The following is a 21,578-nucleotide window of genomic DNA, read 5'->3' as shown; positions in this document are numbered from 1 at the left end:
TGCCCCTCGGGGGCGCCGCGGCCGTATCGTTGTTCTGTTCCCCGTACTCGATGGAAAGGCCGCGGCCACGATGGTGCAGATCAAGACCCCCGAGCAGATCGCGAAGATGCGCGAGGCGGGGCTGGTCGTCGCCGCCATCCACGCGGCGACCCGCGAGGCGGCCGTGCCGGGCGCCACGACGAAGGACCTCGACGAGGTCGCGCGGAAGGTCATCGCCGACCACGGGGCGAAGTCGAACTTCCTCGGGTACGGCGGCTTCCCCGCGACGATCTGCACCTCGGTGAACGAGGTTGTCGTCCACGGCATCCCCGACGAGAAGACCGTCCTCAAGGACGGCGACATCATCTCGATCGACTGCGGCGCGATCGTGGACGGCTGGCACGGTGACGCGGCGTACACCGCCTTCGTCGGCACCGGTCACGCGCCCGAGCTCGTCGAGCTCTCCCGGGTGACCGAGGAGTCGATGTGGGCGGGCATCGCGGCGATGAAGCTCGGCAACCGGCTGGTGGACATCTCGAAGGCGATCGAGACGTACATCAAGCGGCAGCCGCGGCCGGCCGTGGGCGACCACAGCCTGGGCCGCTACGGCATCATCGAGGACTACGGCGGCCACGGCATCGGCACCGAGATGCACATGGACCCGCACCTGCTGAACTACGTCTCCCGCAAGCGCGGCAAGGGCCCGAAGCTGGTCCCCGGCCTCTGCCTGGCGATCGAGCCGATGGTCTCCCTGGGCACCCCGCGCACGGAGGTCCTGGAGGACGACTGGACGGTCATCACGACCGACGGCACCTGGTCCTCCCACTGGGAGCACTCCATCGCCCTGACGGAGGAGGGCCCCCTGGTCCTCACGGCCGTGGACGGCGGCAAGGCGAAGCTCGCGGAGCTGGGCGTCACGGCGGCACCGGACCCGCTGGCGTAGCGCCGTCCCGTTCGTCGGACGGGGTCCGGAGCAATGGGTTCGGATCTCGCGTAATGATCTCCTACGGTGGGCAGACTTCCCGATTCGTCTTTTCCTGGGGCCTGACGTAGACTGATGCGTCGGCTCTCGTGTACCCGTGTGCCTGCACACGGCGGCGAGAGTCGATCAAGGTAGCCGATTCGAAAGGCGAAGCGTGGCCAAGAAGCAAGGTGCCATCGAAATCGAGGGCACCGTGATCGAGTCCCTCCCGAACGCCATGTTCAAGGTGGAGCTCCAGAACGGTCACAAGGTCCTCGCGCACATCTCCGGCAAGATGCGGATGCACTACATCCGAATCCTCCCGGACGACCGGGTCGTCGTGGAGCTCTCTCCGTACGACCTGACGCGTGGCCGGATCGTCTACCGATACAAGTAGATCTTGCCCGCACCCGCCCTTCCGCGCGGGTGGTGGCACTGACCCGGAGAACCTCACATCCCATGAAGGTCAAGCCGAGCGTCAAGAAGATCTGCGACAAGTGCAAGGTGATCCGCCGTCACGGCCGGGTCATGGTCATCTGCGACAACCTGCGCCACAAGCAGCGCCAGGGCTGACGCACGCCGACCGACCTGCAACTTCGCAGTTCTTCGCGCGACGCATAGCAGTACGTACATAGCAGAGCCCGTCGGGCCGTGTCCGCACGGTTGACGGCACCTCCGGCGGGGGCCGGGGACCCGACCTGTACCTCATACGGCAGCCGGGAACGGTTCTGCAGCAGACCCCCGAGAACACAGGAGCCATTGAATGGCACGCGTTTCCGGTGTTGACATCCCGCGCGAAAAGCGTGTGGTGGTCGCACTCACCTACGTCTTCGGCATCGGGCGTACCCGGTCCGAGGAGATTCTCGCCGCGACCGGCGTGAACCCGTCCACCCGTGTCCGCGACCTTGCCGAGGAAGACCTCGTCAAGATCCGCGAGTACGTGGACGCCAACCTCCAGACCGAGGGTGACCTCCGCCGCGAGATCGCCGCCGACATCCGCCGCAAGGTCGAGATCGGCTGCTACCAGGGCCTGCGTCACCGTCGTGGCCTGCCCGTCCGCGGTCAGCGCACCAGCACGAACGCCCGTACCCGCAAGGGCCCGCGTCGCGCCATCGCCGGCAAGAAGAAGCCGGGCAAGAAGTAGTCCTCAGCGGACGCTTGACCAAGCGGTCTTCGCTGTAGGACCGACCACCTCCCGTAGGAGTAAGAGATGCCCCCCAAGGGACGTCAGGGCGCTGCCAAGAAGGTGCGCCGCAAGGAAAAGAAGAACGTCGCTCACGGCCACGCGCACATCAAGAGCACGTTCAACAACACGATCGTCTCGATCACGGACCCCTCGGGCAACGTGATCTCCTGGGCCTCCGCCGGCCACGTCGGCTTCAAGGGCTCGCGCAAGTCCACCCCCTTCGCCGCGCAGATGGCCGCCGAGTCGGCCGCCCGCCGCGCGCAGGAGCACGGCATGCGCAAGGTCGACGTCTTCGTCAAGGGTCCCGGCTCCGGCCGTGAGACCGCGATCCGCTCCCTCCAGGCCACGGGCCTCGAGGTCGGCTCGATCCAGGACGTCACCCCCACGCCGCACAACGGCTGCCGTCCCCCCAAGCGCCGCCGCGTCTGACGCACGGGCTGCTTGAGCAGGACTTTCGGGCGGTGCGTCCCTTTCCGGGACGTACCGCCCGTACCCTTGTACCTGTAACACCGTCGGGCTCCGCCCGGTGGCCGTCGGACGTCAAATAGTGGGCGTCCACGACTGAAGGAATCACAGACATGCTGATCGCTCAGCGTCCGTCGCTGACCGAAGAGGTCGTCGACGAGTTCCGCTCCCGGTTCGTCATCGAGCCGCTGGAGCCGGGCTTCGGCTACACCCTCGGCAACTCCCTCCGCCGTACCCTCCTCTCCTCGATCCCGGGTGCCGCTGTCACCAGCATCCGCATCGACGGTGTCCTGCACGAGTTCACCACCGTGCCGGGCGTCAAGGAGGACGTCACCGACCTCATCCTGAACATCAAGCAGCTGGTCGTCTCCTCGGAGCACGACGAGCCGGTCGTGATGTACCTGCGCAAGCAGGGCCCGGGTCTGGTCACCGCCGCCGACATCGCGCCCCCGGCCGGTGTCGAGGTGCACAACCCCGACCTCGTTCTGGCGACCCTGAACGCCAAGGGCAAGCTGGAGATGGAGCTGACCGTCGAGCGCGGTCGCGGCTACGTCTCCGCCGTCCAGAACAAGCAGGTCGGCCAGGAGATCGGCCGCATCCCGGTCGACTCGATCTACTCGCCGGTCCTCAAGGTCACCTACAAGGTCGAGGCGACCCGAGTCGAGCAGCGCACCGACTTCGACAAGCTCATCGTCGACGTCGAGACCAAGCAGGCCATGCGCCCGCGTGACGCCATGGCGTCCGCCGGCAAGACCCTGGTCGAGCTGTTCGGTCTGGCGCGCGAGCTCAACATCGACGCCGAGGGCATCGACATGGGCCCGTCCCCGACGGACGCCGCCCTCGCCGCCGACCTGGCGCTGCCGATCGAGGAGCTCGAGCTCACCGTTCGTTCGTACAACTGCCTCAAGCGCGAGGGCATCCACTCCGTGGGTGAGCTCGTCGCCCGCTCCGAGGCCGACCTGCTCGACATCCGCAACTTCGGTGCGAAGTCGATCGACGAGGTCAAGGCGAAGCTGGCCGGTATGGGCCTCGCGCTCAAGGACAGCCCGCCCGGATTCGACCCGACCGCCGCCGCGGACGCCTTCGGCGCCGACGACGACGCGGACGCGGGCTTCGTCGAGACCGAGCAGTACTAAGAGCTCGGGCCTCGCGGTCCAGATTTGGCTGCGGGCCGGCCTCGGCCGGTCGCGCAGTTCCCCGCGCCCCTTTTGGGGCGCGGGGTCTCCGACGGGTGACCGCCCGCTCGGACACTGACATCGGTACCTCATACGGCCGGTGCAGATCACAAGGAGAAACACCATGCCGCGTCCCGCGAAGGGTGCCCGCCTCGGCGGTTCCGCCGCGCACGAGAAGCTGCTCCTCGCCAACCTGGCGAAGTCGCTCTTCGAGCACGGCCGCATCACCACGACCGAGGCCAAGGCCCGTCGCCTGCGTCCGGTCGCCGAGCGCCTGATCACCAAGGCGAAGAAGGGCGACATCCACAACCGTCGCCTGGTGCTGCAGTCGATCACGGACAAGGGCGTCGTCCACACGCTCTTCACCGAGATCGCCCCGCGCTACTCGGAGCGCCCGGGTGGCTACACCCGCATCACCAAGATCGGCAACCGTCGTGGCGACAACGCCCCGATGGCCGTGATCGAGCTGGTCGAGGGCGAGATCGCCAAGAAGGCGACCGTCGCCGAGGCCGAGGCCGCCACCAAGCGCGCCGTCAAGGAGGCCGACGAGGCCGCCGCCGTCGAGGCGACCGAGGACGAGGCGAAGGACGCGTAAGCGTTCTGCCGACGTTTCTCGTGAGCGGGCCCGTACCCCCTGGGGTGCGGGCCCGTTCCCGTGTGTTTGAGAGGATCTCCGCGTGAGCGATGACGTGCAGGACGGGTTCGTACGGGTTCGGTTGGACCTCTCGTACGACGGCAAGGACTTCTCCGGGTGGGCCAAGCAGGCCCAGGGGCAGCGGACCGTGCAGGGAGAGATCGAGGACGCCCTGCGGACCGTGACCCGGTCCAAGGAGACGTACGAGCTGACCGTCGCCGGCCGGACCGACGCCGGCGTGCACGCGCGCGGCCAGGTCGCCCATGTCGACCTGCCCGCGGAGGTGTGGGAGGAGCACCGCGACAAGCTGCTCCGGCGGCTCGCCGGGCGGCTCTCCCACGACGTACGGGTGTGGAGCGTGGAAGAGGCCCCCGCGGGCTTCAACGCCCGGTTCTCCGCCGTCTGGCGCCGCTACGCCTACCGCGTCACCGACAACCCCGGCGGCGTCGACCCGCTGCTCCGCGGGCACGTGCTGTGGCACGACTGGGCCCTCGACATGGACGCCATGAACGAGGCCGCCACCGCGCTCGTCGGCGAGCACGACTTCGCCGCGTACTGCAAGAAGCGCGAGGGCGCCACCACCATCCGCACGCTCCAGGTGCTGCGCTGGGAGCGGCGCGAGGACGGCATCCTGGAGGCGACCGTCAAGGCGGACGCCTTCTGCCACAACATGGTCCGCTCGCTCGTCGGCGCCCTGCTCTTCGTCGGCGACGGCCACCGGCCGGTCGACTGGCCCGGCAAGGTGCTCGCCGCCGGCGTCCGCGACTCGGCCGTGCACGTCGTGCGGCCGCACGGCCTCACCCTCGAAGAGGTCGGCTACCCGGAGGACGCGCTGCTCGCCGCCCGCAGCCGGGAGGCCCGCAACAAGCGGTCACTCCCCGGGAGCGCCGGCTGCTGCTGAGGCCTGGGCGCGGCCCCGGGCGTAGATCTGGTTGAAGGCGAAGGTGCCGAGGTCGTCGCTGGCCTGGAAGACGGACTTGTCGGCCTTGGTGACCTTCTTGCCGTTGGCGAAGCCGGCCTGGGTGAAGTACGCGTACCGGCCGATCGCGTTCGAGCGGCGCAGACAGACCGTGGCGTGGCAGAAATCACCCACGCCCGCGCCCGTCAGGGGCGCGACGCCGCCGGTGGCCTGGTCCTTCGCCTTCTGGGCGGCCGCCTCGGACGGGAAGACGGCGACACCGACGGTGATCGCCACGCCGTCCTTCACATAGGTGGCGCGCAGCACCCGCTGGCAGCCGTTCCGCTTCAGGACGCTGCCGAGGCCGCCCTGCGTGACGGCCGCGCAGTTCGTCGTGGCGGAGGTCGCGCCCTTCTTGTACGCGCGGCCGTTCATGCTCATCTTCTTGCCCGGGAAGAGGCCCTCGGCGGTGAGCGGGGCCTTGTCCTTCTTCGGGTCCGAGATGTAGTCCTTCGGGTTCGGCGGGGGCGGCGGCGCCACCGACGAGAAGGTCGGCTCGGGGGTCGGCGTGCCGGTGGGGGAGACCGTGCCGGTGGGGACCGGGCCGTTCTTGGCCTCGTCGTTCTTCTTGTTGGTGCTCACGACGGCGGTCGCCACGATCGCGCCCACGGCCACCGTGGCCACGACCCCGCCGACGATCATCAGGAGGCGCTTGCGGCGGCCGCGCGAGGCCGAGGCGTCGGCCAGGGCGCCCCAGTCGGGCGTCTCACCGCTGCCCTGCGCGCCCGGGAACGGGTTCGGCTGCGCCGGCTGCTGGGGGTGCGGATACCCGTACCCCTGCTGCTGTCCCGGTGCCTGCTGTCCGTATCCGGGCTGCTGTCCGTACCCCTGCTGCCCCTGTTGCTGCGGCTCCTGCGGCCACTGCGGTCCCCCAAAGCTCATGCCGCGCATCCTAAACCGGTTGGGCGGGGCCCCAGCGGGCGGTGACAATGCATCCCATGGGACATGTCGAGGCCGCGCATCTGGAGTACTACCTTCCCGACGGGAGGGTCCTGCTCGGGGACGCCTCCTTCCGGGTCGGGGAGGGCGCCGTCGTCGCCCTCGTCGGGGCGAACGGCGCCGGCAAGACCACGCTGCTCCGGATGATCGCCGGGGAGCTCCAGCCGCACGGCGGCACGGTCAAGGTCAGCGGCGGCCTCGGCGTGATGCCGCAGTTCGTCGGCTCCGTACGGGACGGGTCCACCGTCCGCGACCTGCTCGTCTCGGTCGCCCAGCCCCGGATCCGGGAGGCCGCGAAGGCGGTCGACGAGGCCGAGCACCTGATCATGACGGTCGACGACGAGGCCGCGCAGATGAAGTACGCGCAGGCCCTCAGCGACTGGGCCGAGGTGCAGGGGTACGAGGCGGAGACCCTCTGGGACATCTGCACCATGGCCGCGCTCGGCGTCCCGTACGAGAAGGCGCAGTTCCGGGAGGTCAGGACGCTCTCCGGCGGCGAGCAGAAGCGGCTCGTCCTGGAGTCGCTGCTGCGCGGCCCCGACGAGGTGCTGCTCCTCGACGAGCCGGACAACTACCTCGACGTGCCGGGCAAGCGGTGGCTGGAGGAGCGGCTGCGGGAGACCCGCAAGACCGTGCTCTTCATCTCCCACGACCGGGAGCTGCTCTCCCGGGGCGCCCAGAAGATCATCGCGGTCGAGCCGGGCCCGGCCGGATCGGACGTCTGGGTGCACGGCGGCGGCTTCGACACCTTCCACGAGGCCCGGCGGGAGCGGTTCGCCCGCTTCGAGGAGCTGAAGCGGCGCTGGGACGAGAAGCACGCGCAGCTGAAGAAGCTGGTGGTCACCCTGCGGCAGGCGGCCGCGGTCAGCCACGAGATGGCCTCCCGGTACGCCGCCGCGCAGACCCGGCTGAGGAAGTTCGAGGAGGCGGGGCCGCCGCCGGAGCCGCCGCGCGAGCAGGACATCCGGATGCGGCTGCGCGGCGGGCGGACCGGGGTGCGGGCCGTGACCTGCGAGAACCTTGAGCTGACCGGCCTGATGAAGCCGTTCTCGCTGGAGATCTTCTACGGGGAGCGGGTCGCCGTCCTCGGTTCGAACGGCTCCGGGAAGTCCCACTTCCTGCGGCTGCTCGCGGGGGACCCGTCGGTCGCCCACACGGGTACGTGGAAGCTCGGCGCCCGGGTCGTGCCGGGGCACTTCGCGCAGACCCACGCGCACCCGGAGCTGACCGGGCGGCCGCTGGTCGACATCCTGTGGACCGAGCACGCCAAGGACCGGGGCGCGGCGATGTCGATGCTGCGGCGGTACGAGCTGGAGCGGCAGGGGGACCAGTCGTTCGACAGGCTGTCGGGCGGGCAGCAGGCGCGGTTCCAGATCCTGCTCCTGGAGCTGGCGGGGACGACGGCGCTGCTGCTCGACGAACCGACGGACAACCTGGACCTGGAGTCCGCGGAGGCGCTCCAGGACGGTCTGGAGTCGTACGACGGGACGGTTCTCGCGGTGACCCACGACCGGTGGTTCGCGAAGAGCTTCGACCGGTTCCTGGTCTTCGGGGCCGACGGGGTCGTACGGGAGACCAGCGAGCCCGTGTGGGACGAGCGGCGGGTGGACAGGGTCCGGTAGGTGGTCGTGGGGCGGGCCCTGGGCGCGGGGGGCGCGTTCGGGGCTGTGCCCACCCTCCCCCGAGCTCTCGGCTTCGCTCGAGCAGGGGGGACCCCCTCGCCCTGCGGAACGATTGCCCACAGCCGGGGGCACCGGTCGTTTTGACCCTGGCGGGGGCGCGCGGGTACTGTTGCCGTTTGTTATGCGTATTGGCTTCGTCGTTCTCACGCGAAGGGCCCTTACGCAGGTTCCCTGGAGCAGTTACCAGTGGCTCGCATACGGGCGGTGACCCGGCAGTGCAGGCCCCAGCTGCATGATCGCTTCAGGTGTGTCTGGACTCCATCCACTGAAGAAGCGAAGGCTACGAAGTGCGTACGTACAGCCCCAAGCCCGGCGATGTCACTCGCCAGTGGCACATCATCGACGCGCAGGACATCGTCCTGGGCCGTCTGGCGACGACGGCTGCGAACCTCCTGCGAGGCAAGCACAAGCCCGTCTACGCCCCGCACATGGACATGGGCGACTTCGTCATCATCATCAACGCTGACAAGGTCCACCTGTCCGGCAACAAGAAGACCCAGAAGATGGCCTACCGCCACTCCGGCTTCCCGGGTGGTCTGCGCTCCGTCCGTTACGACGAGCTGCTCGCCAAGAACCCCGAGAAGGCCGTCGAGAAGGCCATCAAGGGCATGATCCCCAAGAACTCCCTGGGCCGTCAGATGCTCTCGAAGCTGAAGGTCTACGCGGGCGAGAACCACCCGCACGCTGCCCAGCAGCCGGTTCCGTTCGAGATCACCCAGGTCGCGCAGTAGTTCCGGCCACACCCCCTAAGAACGAAAGAAATCTGAGGAGAATCGTGGCCGAGACCACCCCCGAGACCCCCGTCGACGAGTTCGAGGGCGTCGAGGAGTACACCACCGAGACCGAGCTCGTCGAGGGTGAGTACACCTCCGAGTCGCTCGCGTCCCGCTTCGGCGACCCGCAGCCGGCCGCCGGCCTGGGCCGTCGCAAGAACGCCATCGCCCGCGTCCGGATCGTTCCGGGCACCGGCAAGTGGAAGATCAACGGTCGCACCCTTGAGGACTACTTCCCCAACAAGGTGCACCAGCAGGAAGTCAACGAGCCCTTCAAGGTGCTCGAGCTCGACAACCGCTACGACGTCATCGCCCGCATCGCGGGTGGCGGTGTCTCCGGCCAGGCCGGCGCCCTGCGCCTCGGTGTGGCCCGTGCGCTGAACGAGGCGGACGTCGAGAACAACCGCCCGGCGCTGAAGAAGGCCGGCTTCCTCTCCCGTGACGACCGTGCGGTCGAGCGGAAGAAGGCCGGTCTCAAGAAGGCCCGCAAGGCTCCGCAGTACAGCAAGCGCTAATCACGCCTGCTCGGTCTGCTTTCGTACGCCCCGGCGGCACTGCCCGTGCCGTCGGGGCGTACGTTTTTTCATAACCTCTTTCTCTTTCGCTTGGGCACGTATTTTCGGAGGACAGCTGTGGGACGACTCTTCGGCACGGACGGCGTACGCGGCGTCGCCAACGCGGACCTGACGGCGGAGCTGGCGCTCGGCCTGTCGGTCGCGGCCGCGCACGTGCTCGCCGAGGCGGGCACCTTCGAGGGCCACCGGCCGACCGCCGTGGTCGGGCGGGACCCGCGCGCCTCCGGAGAGTTCCTCGAAGCGGCCGTCGTCGCGGGCCTCGCCAGCGCCGGCGTCGACGTGCTGCGCGTCGGCGTCCTGCCCACCCCGGCCGTGGCCCACCTCACCGGCGTCCTCGGCGCCGACCTCGGCGTGATGCTCTCCGCCAGCCACAACGCCATGCCCGACAACGGCATCAAGTTCTTCGCCCGCGGCGGCCACAAGCTCGCCGACGAGCTGGAGGACAAGATCGAGGCCGTGTACGAGGAGCACCGCACCGGCGCCCCGTGGGAGCGCCCGACCGGTGCCGGCGTCGGCCGCGTGCGCGACTTCGGCGAGGGCTTCGAGACGTACGTCTCCCACCTCATGTCCGTCCTCCCCAACCGTCTCGACGGCCTCAGGATCGTCCTCGACGAGGCCCACGGCGCCGCCGCCCGCGTCTCGCCCGAGGCCTTCTCCCGCGCCGGCGCGCAGGTCGTCACCATCGGCGCCGAGCCGGACGGCCTCAACATCAACGACGGCTGCGGCTCCACCCACCTGGAGCTGCTCAAGGCCGCCGTCGTCGAGCACGGCGCCGACCTGGGCATCGCCCACGACGGCGACGCCGACCGCTGCCTCGCCGTGGACGCCGCCGGCAACGAGGTCGACGGCGACCAGATCCTCGCCGTGCTCGCCCTCGCCATGCGCGAGGCCGGCACCCTGCGCGGCGACACCGTCGTCGCCACCGTCATGTCCAACCTGGGCTTCAAGCTCGCCATGGAGCGCGAGGGCCTGAACCTCGTCCAGACCGCGGTCGGCGACCGCTACGTCCTGGAGTCCATGAAGGAGAACGGCTACGCGCTCGGCGGCGAGCAGTCGGGACACGTCATCGTGCTCGACCACGCCACCACCGGCGACGGCACCCTCACCGGTCTGATGCTGGCCGCCCGCGTCGCCGCCACCGGCAAGTCGCTCGCGGACCTCGCCGGCGTCATGGAGCGGCTCCCGCAGATCCTCATCAACGTCAAGGACGTCGACAAGTCCCGGGTGACCACCTCCGGCGAGCTCGCCGCGGCCGTCACCGCCGCCGAGCGCGAGCTCGGCTCCACCGGCCGCGTCCTGCTGCGCCCCTCCGGCACTGAGCCGCTGGTCCGCGTCATGGTCGAGGCCGCCGACATCGAGCAGGCCCGCGCGGTCGCGCAGCGCCTCGCGGACGTCGTGAAGTCCGCGCTGGGCTAGCCTTTCTGAGGCACCGTCATGCAGAGGAGGGCCCCCGCCGTGCGCCGGCGGGGGCCCTCGCTCGTTCCCGTGGAGCCGTGGAGCCGTGGAGCCGTGGAGCCTCAGAGCTTCGGTTCGCGGCGCCATCGGCCGCGCTGGGTGCGCCACAGCAGCTTCTGTCCGTACAGGGTCAGGACCCCGGCCAGGACGATGCCGAAGAGGTTGAGCAGCAGCTGCTCGACCGAGCCCCACATCTGGCCCACCTCGCCGTAGCTGAGCGCCACCGCCGCGTTCGCGCCCGCCGGGACCGTCGTCACCGAGATGGCCACGCCCACCAGGGCCCCGGACTTCGCCGAGGTCAGCGAGAGGGTGCCGGCCGCGCCCGCGAGCAGCGCCACCACGAAGGAGAACGGGTCCGGCTGCCAGATGAACCTGGTGTTGGGCCGGTCCGCGTCCAGCTGCGCCCTGCTGAACAGGTCGAGGGCGTCCATCCCCAGGCTGAACACCGTCGTCGCCACGATCGCCGCCGCGAAGCCGACGAGCAGCGCGATCAGCGACCGCGCCGCCAGCTTCGGGGCGCGCTGCACGATCGCCGTACAGATGCCGGCCAGCGGCCCGAACTCCGGGCCGACCGCCATCGCGCCCACGATCAGGATCGCGTTGTCCAGGACGACACCGCAGGCCGCGATCATCGTCGCCAGGATCATGAACGCGCTGTACGTGATCGAGAGCGTCGACTCCTCGTGCGTCGCCCCCGCCAGCTGCTCCCAGATCACCGCGTCCGCGGGCTCGCCCGGGGCCTCGTGCTCGGCCGCGTCCGCGCGGGTGGAGAGGGAGAGGTCGATGTTCTCGACGGCGATCGAGCCGTCCTCGTCGATCCTCAGCTGCCGCAGCCCGTGCAGCAGCTCGTCCCCCGCCTCGCGGGCCACGTCGCACAGCACCAGATCGCCCGAGGGGTCCCGGGCGGCTCCGGTCAGCACCACCAGATGGGTGGTGCCGACCGTCGACTCGATCAACTGGACCGCGGCGGAGGTGCGGTCGGGCGGGACGATCATGCGGAGATGCAGCATGGGGAGAGCGTACGGAGGTCAGAGCTTCCGCAGGCTCAGACGCTGCACCTTGTGGTCGGAGCCCTTGCGGACGACGAGGGTCGCCCGGCCGCGGGTCGGGGCCACGTTCTCCAGGAGGTTCACCTTGTTGATGGTCCGCCACATCGTGCGGGCGTAGTCGAAGGCCTCCTCCTCGGAGACCTGCGTCCAGCGCCGGAAGTACGAGGACGGGTCCTGGAAGGCGGTGTCGCGCAGCTTCCGGAAGCGGTTCAGGTACCAGCGCTCGATGTCCTCGGGCCGGGCGTCCACGTACACCGAGAAGTCGAAGTAGTCGGCGAGGCCGACGCGGGTGCGGCCGTCCTTGCCGGGGAGGGCCGGCTGGAGGACGTTCAGCCCCTCCACGATGAGGATGTCCGGGCGGCGGACGACGAGCCGCTCGCCGGGCACGCGGTCGTAGATCAGGTGCGAGTAGACCGGGGCCGAGACCTCCTCCTTGCCCGCCTTGACGTCCGCGACGAAGCGGGTCAGGGCCCGGCGGTCGTACGACTCGGGGAAACCCTTGCGGGACATCAGGCCGCGCGCCTTCAGCTCCTCCATCGGGTAGAGGAAGGCGTCCGTGGTCACCAGCTCCACGCGCGGGTGCTCCGGCCAGCGGGCGAGCAGCGCCTGCAGCAGCCGGGAGACCGTGGACTTGCCGACCGCCACCGAACCGGCGACCCCTATGACGAAGGGGGTGCCGCGCTGCTCGGCGCTCTCGCCGAGGAAGGTGTTCAGCGCGCCGCGGAGGCCGCTGGTGGCCTGCACGTACAGATTGAGCAGCCGGGACAGCGGGAGGTAGATGTCCCGCACCTCGTCGAGGTCGATGACGTCCCCGAGGCCGCGGAGCCGCTCGACCTCGTCGGCGGTCAGCGGGAGCGGCGTCTTGTCGCGCAGGGCGCTCCACTCGGCCCGGGTGAGGTCGACGTACGGGGTCGCCTCGGACGGCCGGCGGTGCCCGGTCCCGTTCCGGGGGCTCCCCTGGCCGGCGCCCTCTCCGGTCCCGGCACCGTTGCCGGGGTCTGCGTCGGGGGCGTCCCCGCTGGCGCTTCGTGGCGGCGAAGTGATCACCCCGCCATTGTCGGGGGTCGGCGGGCTCCGTGGGTCGTGGGGTCGGTCACGCGACAAAAACCATTGTCCGATCCTGCCTCTAGGGTGATCATGCTGATGCCGCGTGGGCTCCTGTCCTTCGCGGGGGGAGCCGCCCCGAGGCGGCACGATGAGAACAGAGAGCACCACACGCATGCGTACGTTCATCCGGAGCACCGCCGTCACCACCACCGCCGTCTCCCTCGCGCTGCTCGTCACCGCGTGCGGGGGCGGGGAGAAGGCCGACTCGGACAAGGGCGGCAAGGGCTCCGCGCCGAGCGCCTCCGCCACGAGCAGCGCGCCCGCCGCGAAGGCGCTGTCCGCCGCCGAGCTGGACAAGCTGATCGTCGAGCAGGGCGACATCAAGGGCCACCAGGTGAAGAAGGCCGACACCGAGGACGTGGTCCCGGCGGACAAGGTCACCACCGACAAGGCCGCCTGCAAGCCGATCGCCCACGCCATGTCCTTCATCTCGCCCGGCTCGCCCGCCGCGTCGGCGCAGCGCAAGGTGCTCGCCGAGCCGAAGAAGGACGCGACGGCCTCGCCGGAGGACGCGCTCCTCGGCGGCCTCGGCGTGCAGGTGACGGCGGTGACGCTCGGTTCGTACGACGGACAGGGCGCCCAGGAGGCCTTCGCCTCGGTGAAGACGGCCGGCACCGAGTGCGCCGGCGGGTTCGCGGTCGTCCACGGCACGGAGAAGACCAAGGTCTCCAAGGTCGCCCCGGAGAGCGCCACCGCGGGTGACGAGGCGGTCGCCTTCACCGTCACCTCCGACCTGGAGGGCCAGCCGTTCACCAGCAAGCTCGTCGTCTTCCGCCAGGGCAACACGCTCGCGTCCTTCTCGACGATCAGCTTCGCCCCCGGTGGCGTCAAGGAGCTGCCGAAGGCCGTCATCGACGCGCAGGCCGCCAAGCTCGGCTGACCCCGGCCCCTCCGGTGCGCCCCCGCCCCCCCGCGACACGGGCGGGGGCGCGCCCCGCGCCGACTCCGGCCGGTGGGAGGGGTTCCGGCGTAGCCTGCCGTCATGTGCGGAATCGTGGGTTACGTCGGCGGGCAGTCGGCGCTTGATGTGGTGGTCACGGGCCTCAAGCGGCTCGAATACCGGGGCTACGACTCGGCCGGTGTCGCGGTGCTCTCCGACGGGGGGATCGCCGCGGCCAAGAGGGCGGGCAAGCTCGTCAACCTGGAGAAGGAGCTCGTCGACCGGCCGCTGCCCGGCGGCTCCGTCGGCATCGGGCACACCCGCTGGGCCACCCACGGCGGGCCCACCGACGCCAACGCCCATCCGCACCTGGACAACGCCGGGCGCGTCGCCGTCGTCCACAACGGCATCATCGAGAACTTCGCCGCCCTCAGGGAGGAGCTCGTCGAGCGCGGCCACGCGCTGCTCTCCGAGACCGACACCGAGACCGTCGCCCACCTCCTCGCCGAGGAGTTCTCCTCCGTCGGCGACCTCGCCGAGGCCATGCGGCTCGTCTGCCGCCGCCTCGACGGGGCCTTCACCCTCGTCGCCGTCCACGCCGACCAGCCCGGCGCCGTCGTCGGCGCCCGCCGGAACTCGCCGCTCGTCGTCGGCGTGGGGGAGGGGGAGAACTTCCTCGCCTCCGACGTGTCCGCGTTCATCGCCCACACCCGCTCCGCCATCGAACTCGGGCAGGACCAGGTCGTCGAGCTGACCAGGGACGGCGTCACCGTCACCGACTTCGACGGCGCGCCCGCCGACGTCCGGGCCTACCACGTCGACTGGGACGCCTCCGCCGCCGAGAAGGGCGGCTACGCCTCCTTCATGCTCAAGGAGATCGCCGAGCAGCCCAAGGCCGTCGCCGACACCCTGCTCGGGCGGATCGACGCGGCCGGCCGGCTCACCCTCGACGAGGTGCGCATCCCCGACGCCGTGCTCCGCGAGGCCGACAAGGTCGTCGTCGTCGCCTGCGGCACCGCCTTCCACGCCGGACTCATCGCCAAGTACGCCATCGAGCACTGGACCCGCATTCCCTGCGAGGTCGAACTCGCCAGCGAGTTCCGCTACCGCGACCCGATCCTGAACCAGCGCACCCTCGTCATCGCGATCTCCCAGTCCGGCGAGACCATGGACACCCTCATGGCGCTCCGACACGCCCGGGAACAGGGCGCGAAGGTGCTCGCCGTGTGCAACACGAACGGCTCGACCATCCCCCGGGAATCGGACGCCGTGCTCTACACGCACGCCGGGCCCGAGGTCGCCGTGGCCTCCACCAAGGCCTTCCTCACGCAGCTCGTCGCCTGCTACCTGCTCGCCCTCTACCTCGGCCAGGTGCGCGGCACCAAGTGGGGCGACGAGATCCACGCCGTCGTCCGCGACCTCGCCCGGATCGGCGACGAGGTCGAGCGCGTCCTGGAGACCATGGAGCCGGTACGGGCCCTCGCCCGGTCCCTCGCCGACAAGAACACGGTCCTCTTCCTCGGCAGGCACGTCGGCCACCCGGTGGCCCTGGAAGGCGCGCTCAAGCTCAAGGAACTCGCCTACATGCACGCCGAGGGCTTCGCGGCGGGCGAGCTCAAGCACGGGCCGATCGCGCTCGTCGAGAAGGACCTGCCGGTCGTCGTGGTCGTGCCCTCGCCGCGCGGCCGCTCCGTCCTCCACGACAAGATCGTCTCGAACATCCAGGAGGTCCGGGCCCGCGGAGCACGGACCATCGTCATCGCGGAGGAGGGCGACGAGGCCGTCGTCCCGTACGCCGACCACCTCGTCCGCATCCCCGCCACGCCTACGCTGCTCCAGCCGCTGGTCGCCACCGTGCCGCTCCAGGTCTTCGCCTGCGAGCTCGCCACCGCGCGGGGCAACGAGGTCGACCAGCCGCGCAACCTGGCCAAATCCGTGACCGTGGAGTGAGTGGGAAATGATCATTGGGGTGGGGATCGACGTGGCGGAGATCGACCGCTTCGCCGTGTCCATCGAGCGGACGCCGGGGCTGCTCCAGCGCCTCTTCGTCGAGCGCGAAGTGCTCCTCCCGAGCGGCGAACGGCGCGGGCTCGCCTCGCTCGCGGTGCGCTTCGCCGCGAAGGAGGCACTCGCGAAGGCGCTCGGCGCTCCGGGCGGACTGCACTGGACCGACGCGGAGGTGTACGTCGAGGGCAGCGGGCAGCCGCGGCTGCGGGTACGGGGGACGGTGGCGGCGCGGGCGGCGGAACTGGGCGTCCGGCACTGGCACGTGTCGCTGAGCCATGACGCGGGGGTGGCGTCGGCGGTGGTGATCGCGGAGGGGTGACCCCGCCGCCCGGTGAGGGTGTGCCTGCGGAGAGGCCGTGCTCGCGGCAGACTGCTGGGCATGCGTACCGCTTATCGCGTGGAGACCGTACGGGCCGCCGAGGCCGAGCTCATGGCCCGTCTGCCGCACGGCGCCCTCATGCAGCGCGCCGCCGCCGGCCTCGCCGCCGCCTGTTGTTCGCTGCTCGGGAAGGGGCGGGTGTACGGCGCCCGGGTCGTCCTGCTCGTCGGCAGCGGCGACAACGGCGGCGACGCCCTGTACGCCGGGGCCCGGCTCGCCCGGCGCGGCGCCGGCGTCACGGCGGTGCTGCTCGGGGAGCGGGCGCACGAGGGCGGGCTCGCGGCGCTCCGGGCGGTCGGCGGACGGGTCGCCGACGAGCCGTTCGGGCCCCTCGCCGCCGCCGACCTCGTCCTCGACGGCATCACCGGCATCGGAGGACGCGGGGGCCTGCGCCCCGGGGCCGTGCCCGTCGCCCGGGCCGCGCGCGGTTCGGACGCCGTCGTCGTCGCCGTCGATCTGCCGAGCGGCGTCGACGCCGACACCGGGGAGGTCCACGGCGAGGCGCTGCGGGCCGACGCGACGATCACGTTCGGGGCGTACAAGCCGGGCCTGCTCGTCGACCCGGCCCGGGAGTACGCGGGAGCGCTGCGGCTCGTCGACATCGGGCTCGGCGAGGTGCTGCCCGGCGTGCCGGACCTGGAGGCCCTCCAGCACGAGGACCTGGCGCGGCTGCTGCCGGTGCCGGGCGCCGAGAGCGACAAGTACCGGCGGGGCGTCGTCGGTGTCCTCGCCGGCTCCGCCCGCTACCCCGGTGCCGCCGTGCTCGCCGTGGCGGGCGCGCTGCGCGGCGGGGCGGGGGCGGTGCGGTACGTGGGCCACGCCGGCGACGCCGTGATCGCCGCGCACCCCGAGACGCTGGTGCACCCCGGGCCCCCCGACAAGGCGGGCCGGGTCCAGGCGTGGGTCGTCGGGCCCGGTCTCGGGGAGGGCCCGGGCGCCGGGGTCGCCGTCACGGAGGTCCTGGCCTCGGACGTTCCCGTGCTCGTCGACGCGGACGGACTGCGGGGGCTCGCGCCGGACGCCGTCCGGGCCCGTACGGCTGCGACCCTGCTGACCCCGCACGCCGGCGAGGCGGCGGCGCTGCTCGGCGTCGCGCGGGAGGAGGTCGAGGCGGGGCGGCTCGCGGCGGTGCGCGAACTGGCGGACCGCTTCGGGGCGACGGTCCTCCTGAAGGGTTCGACGACGGTGGTGTGCGGGGCGGACGGCGAGCCCGTACGGGTCAACCCGACCGGGACGTCCTGGCTGGCGACGGCGGGCAGCGGCGACGTCCTGTCCGGGCTCGCCGGCTCCCTCCTCGCGGCGGGCCTTCCCGCCCTGGACGCGGCCTCCTGCGCGGCCTATCTGCACGGGCTCGCCGCCCGGCGGGCGGCGGAGGGGGGCGCGCCGGTGACGGCCACGGAGGTGGCGGACTCGCTGCGGGGGGCGTGGCGGGACGTGACGGCGGGGGCGTAGCGGACGACGTCGGGTCCACCCCCACTCGGGCGAACACCGTTGACCCAGCCGTGGGTTCCCGCGCGCTGCCGGGGCGCGGGGCGGATTGGGTGGGTGGGGTGACCAGTTGGAGAAGTCGTACCGCGCCGTTGTTCCTCGTCCTCGCCGCCTCGCTCGCGCTGGGCCCCGTGGCCCTCGCCGCCCCGCCGGACCCCGGCACCCCCGTCCTCGCCGCCCCTCCCGTCGGCGATCCCGATCCGCTCGTGCCCGGGGTCGTCGGTGCCGGGTCGGCCGAGTATCCGATGGACACGCCCGATCAGGTGCTGCCGCCCCTTCCGCCGGAGGGCGACGTTCCCGTGCCCGAGCCCGAGGAGGAGGTCGACGAGCTGGTCGAGTACCTGCCGCGCAGCGCCGTCGGAGCCGCCGGCACGGCCTGTACCGCGAAGGCGAGCACCTATCAGCGGCGGGTCGAGCGGCTGCTGGGACTGCGGGTCGACGGGAAGCAGTCCGCCGCCGACTGCCGGGCGATCCGCGCCTTCCAGGTGAAGGAGAAGATCAAGCCGGCCGCCGGGTACGCCGGGCCCGTCACCTGGGCCCGCGCCGAGCTGCTCGCCGCCCGGAAGAACCTCGACCCGGGCCGGCGCTGCCCGGTGAAGACGTACGCCGTCGCCTGCGTCGACCTCGACCGCCAGCTCATGTGGGTGCGAAAAGGAAAGAAGGTGACGTACCAGGTTGTCAACGTACGGACCGGGCGGCCCGGTTACGCCACCCGCACCGGCTGGCACACCGTCTACTGGCGCCACAAGGACCACTGGTCGTCCATCTACGACACCCCCATGCCGTACGCCCAGTTCTTCAGCGGGGGCCAGGCCTTCCACGCCGTCTACGGGCAGCTCGCCACGCCCGGCGGCAGCCGTGGCTGCGTCAATCTGAGCTACGCCGACGCGCGGAAACTCTGGGGCGTCCTCCGTAAGGGTGACCGGGTCTACATCTGGGGAAAGCGGCCCGGGCACTGACACCTGAGAGACTGGGCGCGATGACTGAGACACCTCCGCCCCCCAGGGCCCGCGCCGAGATCGACCTCGGCGCGCTGCGTGCGAACGTCCGCACGCTGCGCGCCCGCGTCGCCCCCCACGTCCGGATCATGGCCGTGGTCAAGGCCGACGCGTACGGACACGGCGCCCTGCGCTGCGCCCGCGCCGCTCTGGACGCGGGCGCGGACTGGCTCGGCACGGCCACCCCGCACGAGGCGCTCGCGCTGCGCGCCGCCGGGATCACGGACGTGCCCGTCCTGTGCTGGCTCTGGACCCCCGGGGACCCCTGGGACCAGGGCATCGAGGCAGGCCTCGACATGTCCGTCAGCGGCATGTGGGCCCTGGACGCGGTCGTCGAGGCGGCCAGGGCGGTCGGGAGGACCGCCCGGATCCAGCTCAAGGCCGACACCGGTCTCGGCCGCAACGGCTGCCAGCCCGCCGACTGGCCCGAGCTGGTCGGGGCCGCCCTGAAGGCGGAGGTCGACGGACACGTGAAGGTGACCGGCCTCTGGTCGCACTTCGCCTGCGCCGACGAGCCGCACCACCCCTCCATCGCCGCCCAGCTCGACGTCTTCCGCTCGATGCTGGACCACGCCGAGCAGGCGGGCGTCCGGCCCGAGGTCCGGCACATCGCGAACTCCCCGGCCACCCTCACCCTGCCCGAGGCCCACTTCGACCTGGTCCGGCCCGGCATCGCGATGTACGGCGTCTCGCCGAGCCCCGAGCTCGGCACCTCCGCCGAGCTCGGCCTGCGGCCCGTCATGTCGCTCAAGGCGAGCGTGGCGCTGGTCAAGCACGTGCCCGCCGGGCACGGGGTGAGCTACGGGCACCACTACGTCACCGAGGGCGAGACCACCCTGGGACTCGTCCCGCTGGGGTACGCGGACGGGGTGCCCCGGCACGCCTCCGGGCGCGGTCCGGTGCTCGTCGGCGACCGGGTCCGCACGGTGGCCGGGCGGGTCGCCATGGACCAGTTCGTGGTCGACCTCGGCGGGGACGCCCCCGAGCCCGGCACCGAGGCCGTGCTCTTCGGCCCCGGCGACCGGGGCGAGCCGACCGCCGAGGACTGGGCGGTGGCCGCCGACACCATCGCGTACGAGATCGTCACCCGGATCGGGGCGCGCGTCCCGCGGGTCTACCTGGGGGAGTAGCCCGCCATGGCGGAGTCGAGTGGGAGCAGCTGGCGGCGTGCCGGGTTCGCCGGTGCCGCGATAGGCGTCCTCGCCGCCGGAGCGGCCGCCGGGGTCGCCGTGGAGCGGCTCACCGTCGGCCGTTCCGTACGGCAGAAGGCACGGCTCGCCCTGGACGCGACCGGCCCGTACGGCGGGCTGCGCGGCACGCCCGGCCGGGCGCTCGCCGACGACGGGACCGTCCTCCACTACGAGGTGGACGAGGTCGAGCAGGAGGCCTCGTCGGCCGGCCGCCGCCGACGGCTCTTCGGGCGGAAGGAGCCCGCCCCCGTCACCGTCGTCTTCAGCCACGGCTACTGCCTCAACCAGGACTCCTGGCACTTCCAGCGGGCCGCCCTGCGCGGTCTCGTCCGCACCGTCCACTGGGACCAGCGCGGCCACGGCCGCTCCGGGAACTCCCAGGCCGGGCCCGGCGGGGCGCCCGTCTCCATCGACCGGCTCGGCCGTGACCTCAAGGCCGTCCTCGACGTCGCCGCACCCGAGGGGCCGCTCGTCCTCGTCGGGCACTCCATGGGCGGCATGACGGTGATGGCGCTCGCCGAGCAGTACCCGGAGCTGATCCGCGACCGGGTCGTCGGCGTCGCCCTCGTCGGCACCTCGTCGGGGAAGCTGGCGGAGGTGACGTACGGGCTGCCGCTCGCCGGCGTCAACGCCGTCCGGCGGGTCCTGCCGGGCGTCCTGCGGGCCCTCGGCTCCCAGGCGGAGCTGGTCGAGCGGGGGCGCCGGGCGACCGCCGACCTCTTCGCGGGGCTGATCAAGAAGTACTCGTTCGCGTCGAAGGACGTGGACCCGGCGGTCGCCCGCTTCGCGGAGCGGATGATCGAGTCGACCCCGATCGACGTGGTCGCCGCCTTCTACCCGGCCTTCGCCGAGCACGACAAGGCCGCCGCCCTCGCCGTCCTGCGCGAGCTGCCGGTGCTCGCGCTCGCCGGGGACAACGACCTGGTCACCCCCAGCTCGCACACCGAGGCCATCGCCGGCCTGCTGCCGGACGCGGAGCTCGTCATCGTCCCGGACGCGGGCCATCTGGTGATGCTGGAGCACCCGGAGGCGGTCACCGACCGGCTGGCCGACCTGCTGGTGCGGGCCGGTGCCGTCCCGGCCGGGGAGCCGTTCCGTACGAGCTAAGTTTGCGGGTATGGAAGCAGCGCACCAGTCCGTTCCCGGCGCCGACCAGCCCGTCTCCGGCGCCACCCTCTCCGTCGAGTCCCCGCAGCAGATGCAGGAGCTCGGCCGCCGGCTCGCGAAGGTCCTCCGCCCCGGCGACCTCGTGATGCTCACCGGTGAGCTCGGCGCCGGGAAGACGACCCTGACCCGCGGCCTCGGCGAGGGGCTCGGGGTGCGGGGCGCCGTCACCTCCCCGACCTTCGTCATCGCCCGTGTCCACCCGTCCCTGGTCGGCGGCCCGGCCCTGGTCCACGTCGACGCGTACCGCCTCGGCGGCGGCCTCGACGAGATGGAGGACCTCGACCTGGACGTCTCGCTGCCCGAGTCCGTGGTCGTCGTCGAATGGGGTGACGGCAAGGTCGAGGAGCTGACCGACGACCGGCTGCACCTCCTCATCCACCGGGTGACCGGCGACACCGACGACGACCGGCGCACGGTCGTGCTGCGCGGGATCGGCGCGCGCTGGGCCGAGGAGGACCTCGCGCTGGTCTGAACGCACGTAGATTCCGACAACGTGTCGGGAAGGTGTTGCGTGGGTCCCACGCGCCGTGG

Annotated in this window: 23 protein-coding genes; 20 read left to right on the top strand and 3 right to left on the bottom strand. The window is 71.6% G+C overall.

Annotation, left to right across the window (positions count from 1 at the left end; all coding sequences use genetic code 11):
• Positions 1-70: 70 nt before the first annotated feature.
• From map to truA, 8 genes are all read left to right on the top strand, one after another.
• Positions 71-922, top strand: coding sequence for a type I methionyl aminopeptidase (gene map / locus ABZ318_RS08090; RefSeq protein ID WP_030687801.1), 852 nt, complete (start codon positions 71-73; stop codon positions 920-922).
• Between the two features lie 193 nt (positions 923-1,115).
• The gene (gene infA, locus ABZ318_RS08085) at positions 1,116-1,337 is read left to right on the top strand and encodes a translation initiation factor IF-1 (protein WP_003956442.1); all 222 of its coding nucleotides are present in this window, start codon (positions 1,116-1,118) and stop codon (positions 1,335-1,337) included.
• Between the two features lie 62 nt (positions 1,338-1,399).
• Positions 1,400-1,513, top strand: coding sequence for a 50S ribosomal protein L36 (gene rpmJ / locus ABZ318_RS08080; protein WP_003956441.1), 114 nt, complete (start codon positions 1,400-1,402; stop codon positions 1,511-1,513).
• Between the two features lie 190 nt (positions 1,514-1,703).
• Positions 1,704-2,084 carry a 30S ribosomal protein S13 gene (gene rpsM / locus ABZ318_RS08075; RefSeq protein ID WP_015035595.1) on the top strand — a complete coding sequence of 127 codons (381 nt, stop codon included), beginning with the start codon at positions 1,704-1,706 and terminating at the stop codon, positions 2,082-2,084.
• 66 nt (positions 2,085-2,150) lie between these two features.
• Positions 2,151-2,555, top strand: a complete 405-nt coding sequence (gene rpsK, locus ABZ318_RS08070; protein WP_003956432.1) for a 30S ribosomal protein S11 — start codon at positions 2,151-2,153, stop codon at positions 2,553-2,555.
• Positions 2,556-2,704: 149 nt separating this feature from the next.
• The gene (locus tag ABZ318_RS08065; RefSeq protein ID WP_004946635.1) at positions 2,705-3,727 is read left to right on the top strand and encodes a DNA-directed RNA polymerase subunit alpha; all 1,023 of its coding nucleotides are present in this window, start codon (positions 2,705-2,707) and stop codon (positions 3,725-3,727) included.
• 163 nt (positions 3,728-3,890) lie between these two features.
• On the top strand, positions 3,891-4,361 hold the full coding sequence (rplQ, locus tag ABZ318_RS08060) for a 50S ribosomal protein L17 (protein ID WP_123454693.1): 471 nt from the start codon (positions 3,891-3,893) through the stop codon (positions 4,359-4,361).
• Positions 4,362-4,443: 82 nt separating this feature from the next.
• The gene (truA, locus tag ABZ318_RS08055; protein WP_356901658.1) at positions 4,444-5,301 is read left to right on the top strand and encodes a tRNA pseudouridine(38-40) synthase TruA; all 858 of its coding nucleotides are present in this window, start codon (positions 4,444-4,446) and stop codon (positions 5,299-5,301) included.
• Here the strand turns inward: truA and ABZ318_RS08050 are convergent.
• Positions 5,272-6,240 carry a hypothetical protein gene (locus ABZ318_RS08050; RefSeq protein WP_356901657.1) on the bottom strand — a complete coding sequence of 323 codons (969 nt, stop codon included), beginning with the start codon at positions 6,238-6,240 and terminating at the stop codon, positions 5,272-5,274. The two genes, truA and ABZ318_RS08050, sit on opposite strands and share 30 nt — an antisense overlap.
• A gap of 47 nt (positions 6,241-6,287) precedes the next feature.
• On the opposite strand from ABZ318_RS08050, the gene ABZ318_RS08045 reads away from it, so the two are divergent.
• From ABZ318_RS08045 to glmM, 4 genes are all read left to right on the top strand, one after another.
• The gene (locus ABZ318_RS08045; protein WP_356901656.1) at positions 6,288-7,919 is read left to right on the top strand and encodes an ATP-binding cassette domain-containing protein; all 1,632 of its coding nucleotides are present in this window, start codon (positions 6,288-6,290) and stop codon (positions 7,917-7,919) included.
• Positions 7,920-8,266: 347 nt separating this feature from the next.
• Positions 8,267-8,710: a 50S ribosomal protein L13 gene (gene rplM / locus ABZ318_RS08040; protein ID WP_030687790.1), complete on the top strand. Its 444-nt coding sequence runs from the start codon at positions 8,267-8,269 to the stop codon at positions 8,708-8,710.
• A gap of 44 nt (positions 8,711-8,754) precedes the next feature.
• On the top strand, positions 8,755-9,267 hold the full coding sequence (rpsI, locus tag ABZ318_RS08035; protein ID WP_015035601.1) for a 30S ribosomal protein S9: 513 nt from the start codon (positions 8,755-8,757) through the stop codon (positions 9,265-9,267).
• A gap of 117 nt (positions 9,268-9,384) precedes the next feature.
• Complete coding sequence (gene glmM, locus ABZ318_RS08030; RefSeq protein ID WP_356901655.1) at positions 9,385-10,743, top strand: phosphoglucosamine mutase; 1,359 nt, start codon at positions 9,385-9,387, stop codon at positions 10,741-10,743.
• Between the two features lie 101 nt (positions 10,744-10,844).
• Here glmM and ABZ318_RS08025 read toward each other — a convergent pair whose 3' ends face one another.
• Positions 10,845-11,792, bottom strand: coding sequence for a DUF389 domain-containing protein (locus ABZ318_RS08025; RefSeq protein WP_356901654.1), 948 nt, complete (start codon positions 11,790-11,792; stop codon positions 10,845-10,847).
• An 18-nt stretch (positions 11,793-11,810) separates the two neighbouring features.
• Entirely contained in the window at positions 11,811-12,878 is a 1,068-nt protein-coding gene (coaA, locus tag ABZ318_RS08020; protein ID WP_356901653.1) for a type I pantothenate kinase, read from the bottom strand.
• Positions 12,879-13,050: 172 nt separating this feature from the next.
• On the opposite strand from coaA, the gene ABZ318_RS08015 reads away from it, so the two are divergent.
• The 8 genes from ABZ318_RS08015 (at position 13,051) to tsaE (ending at position 21,519) form a co-directional block, all read left to right on the top strand.
• A complete protein-coding gene (locus tag ABZ318_RS08015) occupies positions 13,051-13,818 on the top strand; it encodes a sensor domain-containing protein (protein ID WP_356901652.1) in 768 nt (255 codons plus the stop codon).
• A 102-nt stretch (positions 13,819-13,920) separates the two neighbouring features.
• A complete protein-coding gene (gene glmS / locus ABZ318_RS08010; RefSeq protein WP_356901651.1) occupies positions 13,921-15,768 on the top strand; it encodes a glutamine--fructose-6-phosphate transaminase (isomerizing) in 1,848 nt (615 codons plus the stop codon).
• Between the two features lie 7 nt (positions 15,769-15,775).
• Positions 15,776-16,144 (top strand): holo-ACP synthase, encoded by a 369-nt coding sequence (locus ABZ318_RS08005; protein WP_356901650.1) that lies wholly within the window; start codon positions 15,776-15,778, stop codon positions 16,142-16,144.
• Positions 16,145-16,204: 60 nt separating this feature from the next.
• On the top strand, positions 16,205-17,656 hold the full coding sequence (locus ABZ318_RS08000) for an NAD(P)H-hydrate dehydratase (RefSeq protein ID WP_356901649.1): 1,452 nt from the start codon (positions 16,205-16,207) through the stop codon (positions 17,654-17,656).
• Positions 17,657-17,745: 89 nt separating this feature from the next.
• On the top strand, positions 17,746-18,651 hold the full coding sequence (locus tag ABZ318_RS07995) for a L,D-transpeptidase family protein (protein WP_356901648.1): 906 nt from the start codon (positions 17,746-17,748) through the stop codon (positions 18,649-18,651).
• Positions 18,652-18,671: 20 nt separating this feature from the next.
• Positions 18,672-19,820 (top strand): alanine racemase, encoded by a 1,149-nt coding sequence (gene alr, locus ABZ318_RS07990; protein ID WP_356901647.1) that lies wholly within the window; start codon positions 18,672-18,674, stop codon positions 19,818-19,820.
• A 6-nt stretch (positions 19,821-19,826) separates the two neighbouring features.
• Positions 19,827-20,987: an alpha/beta hydrolase gene (locus tag ABZ318_RS07985; protein ID WP_356901646.1), complete on the top strand. Its 1,161-nt coding sequence runs from the start codon at positions 19,827-19,829 to the stop codon at positions 20,985-20,987.
• 10 nt (positions 20,988-20,997) lie between these two features.
• Positions 20,998-21,519, top strand: coding sequence for a tRNA (adenosine(37)-N6)-threonylcarbamoyltransferase complex ATPase subunit type 1 TsaE (gene tsaE, locus ABZ318_RS07980; RefSeq protein ID WP_356901645.1), 522 nt, complete (start codon positions 20,998-21,000; stop codon positions 21,517-21,519).
• Positions 21,520-21,578 lie beyond the last annotated feature (59 nt).

Source organism: Streptomyces sp. NPDC006197 (genome assembly GCF_040613865.1).
GTDB lineage: Bacteria > Actinomycetota > Actinomycetes > Streptomycetales > Streptomycetaceae > Streptomyces.
Note: the sequence above shows the minus strand (reverse complement) of the source record. Positions and strands in the feature narration are given on the sequence as shown.

Bases quoted from the DNA above. Each gene is read 5' to 3' on its own strand.
- rpsK (WP_003956432.1), top strand. From the start codon at position 2,151: ATGCCCCCCAAGGGACGTCAGGGCGCTGCCAAGAAGGTGCGCCGCAAG.
- ABZ318_RS07985 (WP_356901646.1), top strand. From the start codon at position 19,827: ATGGCGGAGTCGAGTGGGAGCAGCTGGCGGCGTGCCGGGTTCGCCGGT.
- ABZ318_RS08045 (WP_356901656.1), top strand. From the start codon at position 6,288: ATGCATCCCATGGGACATGTCGAGGCCGCGCATCTGGAGTACTACCTT.
- rplQ (WP_123454693.1), top strand. From the start codon at position 3,891: ATGCCGCGTCCCGCGAAGGGTGCCCGCCTCGGCGGTTCCGCCGCGCAC.
- alr (WP_356901647.1), top strand. From the start codon at position 18,672: ATGACTGAGACACCTCCGCCCCCCAGGGCCCGCGCCGAGATCGACCTC.
- glmS (WP_356901651.1), top strand. From the start codon at position 13,921: ATGTGCGGAATCGTGGGTTACGTCGGCGGGCAGTCGGCGCTTGATGTG.
- rpmJ (WP_003956441.1), top strand. From the start codon at position 1,400: ATGAAGGTCAAGCCGAGCGTCAAGAAGATCTGCGACAAGTGCAAGGTG.
- ABZ318_RS08050 (WP_356901657.1), bottom strand. From the start codon at position 6,240: ATGAGCTTTGGGGGACCGCAGTGGCCGCAGGAGCCGCAGCAACAGGGG.
- map (WP_030687801.1), top strand. From the start codon at position 71: ATGGTGCAGATCAAGACCCCCGAGCAGATCGCGAAGATGCGCGAGGCG.
- ABZ318_RS08005 (WP_356901650.1), top strand. From the start codon at position 15,776: ATGATCATTGGGGTGGGGATCGACGTGGCGGAGATCGACCGCTTCGCC.
- ABZ318_RS08065 (WP_004946635.1), top strand. From the start codon at position 2,705: ATGCTGATCGCTCAGCGTCCGTCGCTGACCGAAGAGGTCGTCGACGAG.
- tsaE (WP_356901645.1), top strand. From the start codon at position 20,998: ATGGAAGCAGCGCACCAGTCCGTTCCCGGCGCCGACCAGCCCGTCTCC.
- ABZ318_RS08015 (WP_356901652.1), top strand. From the start codon at position 13,051: ATGCGTACGTTCATCCGGAGCACCGCCGTCACCACCACCGCCGTCTCC.
- ABZ318_RS08000 (WP_356901649.1), top strand. From the start codon at position 16,205: ATGCGTACCGCTTATCGCGTGGAGACCGTACGGGCCGCCGAGGCCGAG.
- ABZ318_RS08025 (WP_356901654.1), bottom strand. From the start codon at position 11,792: ATGCTGCATCTCCGCATGATCGTCCCGCCCGACCGCACCTCCGCCGCG.
- rpsM (WP_015035595.1), top strand. From the start codon at position 1,704: ATGGCACGCGTTTCCGGTGTTGACATCCCGCGCGAAAAGCGTGTGGTG.